The following is a 6,939-nucleotide window of genomic DNA, read 5'->3' as shown; positions in this document are numbered from 1 at the left end:
AAGAGCGGCAGCAAGGGCATAACCACCGAGAGGTCGCGCCCTGAGACAGAGCCTGCCAGCCAGTAAAGAACGCTCTCAAAACTTTGTTGATCAATCACCAGCAGTCCCTGGCTAAATGATACAAACATTGCCGTGACCGCCACCCCTGCCAGCACAACGCGCAGTGGTGAAAGCTCGCCGTGGCGGCCCCGGCTAAGCAGCACAACAATGCTTGCGGCGACCAGTGCGCCCAATAGGGCTGCCCATACATAGTGAGCGGGGGTGTGAAGCGGCAGCAGTGAGACTGCGACCACCACAAAAAACATTGCGCCAGCGTTAATCCCCAAAATACCCGGCGATGCCAGTGGGTTGCGCGTCATGGTTTGCATCAGCGCACCTGCAATAGCTAAGCTGGCGCCTACTAGGGCGGCAATCACGGCACGGGGTAAGCGCTCAGCGAATAGAATGATGTGAGATACGTTGGCAGGGTCATAGTGGGTGAGTGAGTCGAACAGAGCGGATAGGGCAATCTCCGTCGTGCCTAACATCACGCTAGCGAAAAAAGCACCAAACGTTAGCACTGCCCCGATGACCAAGCCCATGCCTTTTGCAGCGGCGCTGTTTAGCATTGAAAGTGCTCCCCAGCGTGATCGATGGTGCAATCCTGATGTTGCTGGGCTTCAGGCTGTGGCAGCTTATAATGGTCATAAAGATCATCCAGCATAGCGTTAGCCGCCAGGATGCCACCGCCCATCATCCAACTGACGGGGTCGACTTCAAATACGCGCCCGTTTTGCACCGCTGAAAGGCGCTGCCATAGTGGGTGAGCCGTCCAGCGTTGATAGTTATCCGCAATGGCAGGGTCGTCCGGTTCTAGCAGCACAAACATAACATCCGCATTCAGAACAGGAATGTTCTCAGTGCTAGAAAGTTTCATTCCCCAGCCTTGGGTATGCAGCGTATCCGGCTGCTCGAAGCCAAGCTCATCTAAAATAGAGCCAGCAAAGCCGTGAGTATAGATGCGCACGTGGTCACTTTTAAAACGTACCACGGCCACTTTCTGAGGCCATTCACTGCCCAGCTCAGCGGCTATTTGCTGGCGGAAATCGCTCACTCGGTCATCCCAGAGCCGAAGTAATTGGCTGGCCTCCGTTTCGCGGCCAGTGGCATTGGCGATCATCGTCAGCGTAGTTTTAAAGCCGAAAACGGTGTTAGTAGATGCCGTGGGTGCAATGGCTGCCAATAGCGGTGCTATTCGCGCATGGCGAAAGTCGCTGGCAATGACCAAGTCAGGATCGAGCCAGGCAATTTTTTCCAGGTTGGGCTGGGTTTCCAAACCAACATGCTCGACGCCTTCCAGCGGTTCACGTAGGTAACGATACATCGGTTTTTCTAACCAGGAGTCGACGACACCAATTGGCGTAAGCCCAAGAGCGACAGCGCTATCGGTAGCACCTTGATAGAGCGTAACAATACGTGGCGTCGATACGGATGGGGCGGGATTGTCGTTCTGAGCAGCGCTTTGCAGCGGATTGGCTAGCACGAAAAAGGCTATCAGCGCCGCGCATGCTAGTAGCAACACACGTCTCCAAGCCTTGCCGCAATGAGCGTGTATTGTTGGCATACGTGTCACAGGTAGCTAGACGTTTGAAAAGCAGAATGATGGCATGTGTCAAAAGCTAATGTAAAGCATTATCAAATATAGGCCTTCCATCTGCCCAAACATGGTGCGCTCTGCTGGCTGTTGACCGGTTCAGGGAGCGGATAGTGGCTTTGATAAAGCAGCGGATTCGGCCTGCATTCATAGAATAAGTGCGGCTGTTGGGAGGCTAATATTTCTGGCGATTAAAAAGTAGTTTGCTACGGGTATGTTCAAGAGTCTATTTTTTCAAGATTATGTTTTCAAAATCATGCGCTCAAGAGCATGTGTTCAAAAGCGTATATGTTAATGAACGGTCAAGGAGTTTTAATCAATTGTGTGCTTTAAATTCCTAGTAGGCTCGACTTTAAACTCTTATGTATAGCTCTTTGTGGTGCAGCATATTGTTTGCTGCACCATTTTGGGATGCTCTTTTAGTCGGAGTAAGTACTTGGTTGGTTTTAACTGGGTTGCTGGTGAAAAATTATTTCTCTTGACCGTATGAAGGAAAGATTATAAAGAATAAAATTCCTTTTAATCGTATGGAGGGGAAATAAATTGCTTATTGATCGTTTTGATTTAAAAATTCTTGAACAGCTTCAGCGCGATGATAGTCTTTCTATTGCACAGCTTGCAGAAGGGGTTGGTCTCTCTGTTACGCCGTGTTGGCGGCGAATACAAAAGCTGGAAAAAGACGGAATTATAGAAAAAAGAATTGCCGTGCTGAACCCTGAGAAATTGAATCTTAGTCTTACTGTGTTTGTGATGGTTAAAACGGATAAACACAACCAAGCTTGGCTTGATACATTTCAGGAGACAGTTAAAAACTTTCCTGAGATCGTAGAAGTTAATCGCCTTGCAGGTGAATACGACTACTTACTCAAGGTCATTACGCGTAATAACCAATCTTATGACGCCTTTTATAAAAGGCTGATTGCGAAAATAGAGCTCAGTAATGTCACATCGTGCTTCTCAATGGAACAAGTCAAGAAAACCACCGAGCTCCCCCTCGGCGATCTCTCGTAAGTGGATAGAACGCCTACAGAGTGGGGTCATTGGAGAAGGGCGCTTGATCCCCGGCCCATTTGGTGACTGCCCCTTGCTCTATGCCGATTACACGGCATCGGGAAGGGCGTTGGATATCGTCGAGCGGGCAATTCAAGAAGAGGTATTGCCTCTGTATGCCAATACGCATACCGAAACCTCTTACACCGGTAAAATGACCACGCGGCTACGGGAAGCAGCTCGCCAAGCAGTGGCAGAGTCTGTAGGTGCTGATGACGAATATGCGGTCATTTTTGCTGGTGCTGGTGCTACCGCGGCGATAGATCGTTGCTGTCGCATTCTTGAGCTGACCCATGGGCAAGTGGCAGCGAAGGCCGCTAAGCCGGTTGTTTTCGTTGGCCCCTATGAGCATCACTCCAATGATCTGGTATGGCGCGAGTGCGATGTTGATCTGGTACGTACTCCTCTGGATAGCGATGGTCTTGTTGATCTGGAGGTGCTTGAACAGCAATTGCAGGCGCATGCCGATCGCGACGTTAAAGTCGTGGCGTTTTCGGCAGCTTCCAATGTCACGGGTATTCTGTCGCCCGTGACCCAGATAGCCAAATTAGCGCACCAATATGGTGGCTTGGCTGTGTTCGACTATGCGGCAAGTGGGCCCTATGTGGCGATCAATATGGCAGGCAGCGGCCAAGGCGATCATCTGGATGCCGTCTTCCTTTCTCCTCATAAATTTGTCGGTGGGCCTGGGAGTTCCGGCGTGCTGGTGATTCGCAAAGCGGTGTGCCGCAATGCGAAGCCATCTATTTCGGGTGGCGGCACGGTATCCTATGTAACTGCCTCCCATCATCAATATGTTCAGAATGTCGAGCGTCGGGAGGAAGCGGGTACACCTAATATTTTGGGTGACATTCGCGCGGGGTTGGCGTTCCGAATCAAAACAAAAGTTGGCGCTGAGACCATTGAGCTGCGCGAGAAAGAATTGGTGGCAATGGCGGTGGAGCGCTGGCAAAAAATAGCTAACTTAAACCTGCTTGGCTCACTTGATGCGCCCAGGTTGGCCATCTTCTCGTTTAATATCACTGCTGGAGAAAGGGCGATACATCATAACCTCGTGGTTGCCATGTTGAATGACCTATTCGGTATCCAGGCTAGAGGTGGCTGTTCCTGCGCGGGCCCTTATGGTCATGAACTGCTTTCCATTGATAGCGATACGGCTGCAGCGCATGAAGCGTTAGTCCAAAAAGGTAGAAGCATATATCGCCCAGGTTGGGTAAGACTCGGATTTAACTTCTTTTTTAGCAATGAGTCGGCTAACTATGTAATATCAGCGGTCGAGTTTATTGCGCGTTATGCCCCAGTATTAATGAAACTTTACTCTGTGGATGAACATAGTGGTGTTTGGGTTGCCCAGCGCCCTGATGCGTCAGCTCAATCCGAAGAGTCAGTAACGCCATGCCTATTGGATACGCTTTTCACTAAGGATGCATCTGTTGGAACAGCTGACGAGGCCACAGTGCTTGATTGCTTTGCCAGAGCGCTTGAATTGGTTGAACTGGCGGAGGCCCTGCCTTTACCCGCTAATTGTCACGCTGAAGATGTACCCGTTCGTTGGTTCTGGTGGCCCCACGAAGCCGAACAGGCCATGCAGACACAAGCCGAGATGATGCCATGACCCTCACTCCCTCTTTGGCCGGTGCCGGCCTTGAAGCCTTGAATGCACGTGTGAAGCACGACCTCGCCTGTCTGAACCTGCCGCCTGCTAATTGGGTCCCCTCATTAGAGAGAGAGGATGGGCGGCACGTTTACGATGTCGTGATTGTGGGCGGTGGTCAGTGCGGTTTAGTAGCGGCTTTCGCGCTACTGTCGGGAGGCATCTCCAATATCCGTATTTTTGATCGCAACCCGGCGGGTAAAGAAGGGCCTTGGATGAACTATGCCCGTATGGAGACACTACGTTCGCCGAAAACATTACCAGGGCCCAGCTATGGGTTTGCTTCACTGACCTTCCGGGCTTGGTATGAGGCGCAGTTTGGCACCGAAGCCTGGGAAATTCTTGACAAGATTCCGCGGCCTACTTGGATGGAGTACCTTTGCTGGTACCGTGAAGTTCTCAACCTGCCGGTCGAAAATAGTGTCAAGGTTGAGCATGTTAAGCCCGAGGGAGAGCTACTTAGTCTTGAGCTTTCTGGCCCAGGCGCGACGGCTGAGCGTGTTCTAACACGTAAACTGATTATGGCGACTGGCCGTGAAGGTACCGGTGCCCCCAAGATTCCCGATTTCGTTGCTGGTTTGCCGGCGTCTCGCTGGGCGCACACGGCGGACGATATCGATTTTACTGCCCTTAAGGGGAAGCGCGTGGTCGTGGTGGGGGTAGGCGCTTCGGCGATTGATAATGCAGCTGAGGCGTTGGAGCATGGCGCCAGCGAGGTTCGCTTTCTGATTCGTCGTCAGCAGATGCCGACAATCAACAAAATGATGGGTATTGGCTGCTATGGCTTTACTCATGGCTACGCAACGCTGCCGGATGAGTGGCGCTGGCGCATTATGCACTACTCGTTTATCACCCAGACGCCGCCTCCTCGTGGCTCGACGTTGCGCGTCAGCCGCCATGAGAATGCTTATTTTCACTTTGGTTGTGGCATTGAAAATATCCGAGTTGAAGGGTCGGAAGTGGTGATCACGACCCAGCAGGGCAAACAGGTTCGCTGCGACTTTCTGATTCTGGGAACTGGGTTTGAAGTTGACCCACTGGCTCGTACCGAGCTGGCTGGGTATGCCGATCGTATTCTGCTGTGGCGTGACCGATATCAGCCACCCACCGAGCTTCAGCACGAAGAGCTGGGCAATTTTCCTTACGTAGATCGCGACTTTGCCTTCCAGGAGCGAGAGCCAGGAGCGGCCCCCTGGCTGCGTAATATCCACTGTTTTAACTATGGTGCCTCTATTAGTTTAGGCAAAGTCAGCGGTGACATTCCTGGGATCAGCGAAGGAGCCAGCTGGCTGGCAGGCGCAATTGCCGCAGGCTTTTATCGAGAAGACATCGAACGTCACTGGCAGCTACTCGAACACTACGACTCTCCGGAACTACTGGGGGATGAGTGGGAGCCTTCCCCATTGCCTTGAATGCGTAGCGCTAACATCGTCTTTGTATTGCAATGTTAAGGAACCGAAATGTCACATGTACTTGAAACAGCCGCTGGCGTGCCCAGCAGCGGTCCGCTGGCCGAAGCCCTGACCATGCGCGGCAAATTGATGGAGCTGACACAAGCATCCTATGAAGCTGCACTGCTACCCAATGATGCCGGGAACCTGCCTGCCAGCTTAAGAGCGGCGCTGGCATGTCGTATGGCGAGAATTTGCCAGCAAGCAGGGCTGACACAGCACTATGCTGATTTGCTTGCCGGGTATGGCGATGATGCCGACCCTTACCAACTGGCTCTTCCAGGGCAAATGCCACCGGCGGATAACCAGCGTTTGGCAGCGATGGTGGATTACGTTGATTTAGTCACCGAACGACCACGGGATGCCAGCGAAGCAACAATCGGTTCGCTACGTGCCGCAGGCATTGATGAAGCAGATATTGTCCGCTTAGCCGGGCTGGTTGCTTTCGTTAACTACCAGCTGCGCGTTGCTGCTGTGCTGAGTGTGATGGGGAAAAGCCAATGAGTCGTGTCATTCACAAGTTCACTACCCGGGTACCCACGTGGCGTCCCCATATCACCCCGATTGATTTTGATCAGGCGACGCCTGCTCAACGGGAAGCGCTGAAAGAGACGCCTTCCAACACCAAAATTTCCGACTATGTATTGGTGTTGGCGCATGATCCTGAGCCGCTGCGTATTCGCACGTCTCTATTTAACGGCATCATGTATGACAAGGGGGGGTTATCCCGTGAAGAGCGGGAACTGGGAGCGGTGGCAGCATCGGTCGTCAACCGCTGTATCTACTGTGCTGCCGTGCATGCTCAGCGTTATAACAACCTGACGCGTGATGAGCGGGTGATGCAGGAGATCTTCTTCAATGGCGAAAAGGCGGATATCGATGCACGTCAACGTGCCATCCTTAAGTTTGGCATGCGGCTCTCTGAGTGTCCTCCCCAAGTAACCGAAGATGATATTGCCAGCCTACGTGAAGCAGGGCTCGATGATCAGGAAATTTTGGATCTTACCCTCTCAACCACTCTATTTGGTTGGGCAAACCGGCTTATGCACACCCTTGGTGAACCTGTATCGGGAGCATAGCTTAAGCAAGCACCCGCTTTTTAAAACGTTGGCACATCCCTGGCGAGTATCTATCGGCAGCTAGCCGCTATC

General features: G+C 52.1%; 6 protein-coding genes and 1 pseudogene (1 of these 7 cut by a window edge). 5 read left to right on the top strand and 2 right to left on the bottom strand.

All coding sequences use genetic code 11. The features are described 5' to 3' along the window. Together INT22_RS02880 and INT22_RS02875 are read right to left on the bottom strand one after the other, a co-directional pair. Window positions 1-608: pseudogene (locus tag INT22_RS02880) on the bottom strand (FecCD family ABC transporter permease); it reaches 417 nt to the left of the window's first position. Then, a complete protein-coding gene (locus INT22_RS02875; RefSeq protein ID WP_226912363.1) occupies window positions 602-1,507 on the bottom strand; it encodes an ABC transporter substrate-binding protein in 906 nt (301 codons plus the stop codon). Before INT22_RS02875 ends, INT22_RS02880 begins: the two are co-directional and overlap by 7 nt. 669 nt (window positions 1,508-2,176) lie before the next feature. Between INT22_RS02875 and INT22_RS02870 the strand changes: the two genes are divergently transcribed. Genes INT22_RS02870 through INT22_RS02850 form a run of 5 tightly spaced genes read left to right on the top strand, consistent with a single transcriptional unit; the run spans window position 2,177 to window position 6,867 of the window. After that, window positions 2,177-2,644, top strand: coding sequence for an Lrp/AsnC family transcriptional regulator (locus tag INT22_RS02870; protein ID WP_099049290.1), 468 nt, complete (start codon window positions 2,177-2,179; stop codon window positions 2,642-2,644). Continuing rightward, complete coding sequence (locus INT22_RS02865; protein WP_193067638.1) at window positions 2,574-4,298, top strand: aminotransferase class V-fold PLP-dependent enzyme; 1,725 nt, start codon at window positions 2,574-2,576, stop codon at window positions 4,296-4,298. The genes INT22_RS02870 and INT22_RS02865 overlap by 71 nt, the downstream gene beginning before the upstream one ends. Next, the gene (locus INT22_RS02860; protein WP_193067637.1) at window positions 4,295-5,749 is read left to right on the top strand and encodes an NAD(P)-binding domain-containing protein; all 1,455 of its coding nucleotides are present in this window, start codon (window positions 4,295-4,297) and stop codon (window positions 5,747-5,749) included. Before INT22_RS02865 ends, INT22_RS02860 begins: the two co-directional genes overlap by 4 nt. 48 nt (window positions 5,750-5,797) lie before the next feature. Continuing rightward, a complete protein-coding gene (locus tag INT22_RS02855; RefSeq protein WP_193067636.1) occupies window positions 5,798-6,292 on the top strand; it encodes a CMD domain-containing protein in 495 nt (164 codons plus the stop codon). Then, window positions 6,289-6,867 carry a peroxidase-related enzyme gene (locus tag INT22_RS02850; protein WP_038477449.1) on the top strand — a complete coding sequence of 193 codons (579 nt, stop codon included), beginning with the start codon at window positions 6,289-6,291 and terminating at the stop codon, window positions 6,865-6,867. Before INT22_RS02855 ends, INT22_RS02850 begins: the two co-directional genes overlap by 4 nt. The last annotated feature ends 72 nt before the right edge of the window (window positions 6,868-6,939 follow it).

The sequence above is a fragment of the Halomonas sp. 3D7M genome (assembly GCF_014897885.1).
GTDB lineage: Bacteria > Pseudomonadota > Gammaproteobacteria > Pseudomonadales > Halomonadaceae > Vreelandella.
This window is presented reverse-complemented; position numbering and strand designations above follow the sequence as displayed.

Bases quoted from the DNA above. Each gene is read 5' to 3' on its own strand.
- INT22_RS02855 (WP_193067636.1), top strand. From the start codon at position 5,798: ATGTCACATGTACTTGAAACAGCCGCTGGCGTGCCCAGCAGCGGTCCG.
- INT22_RS02860 (WP_193067637.1), top strand. From the start codon at position 4,295: ATGACCCTCACTCCCTCTTTGGCCGGTGCCGGCCTTGAAGCCTTGAAT.
- INT22_RS02865 (WP_193067638.1), top strand. From the start codon at position 2,574: ATGTCACATCGTGCTTCTCAATGGAACAAGTCAAGAAAACCACCGAGC.
- INT22_RS02850 (WP_038477449.1), top strand. From the start codon at position 6,289: ATGAGTCGTGTCATTCACAAGTTCACTACCCGGGTACCCACGTGGCGT.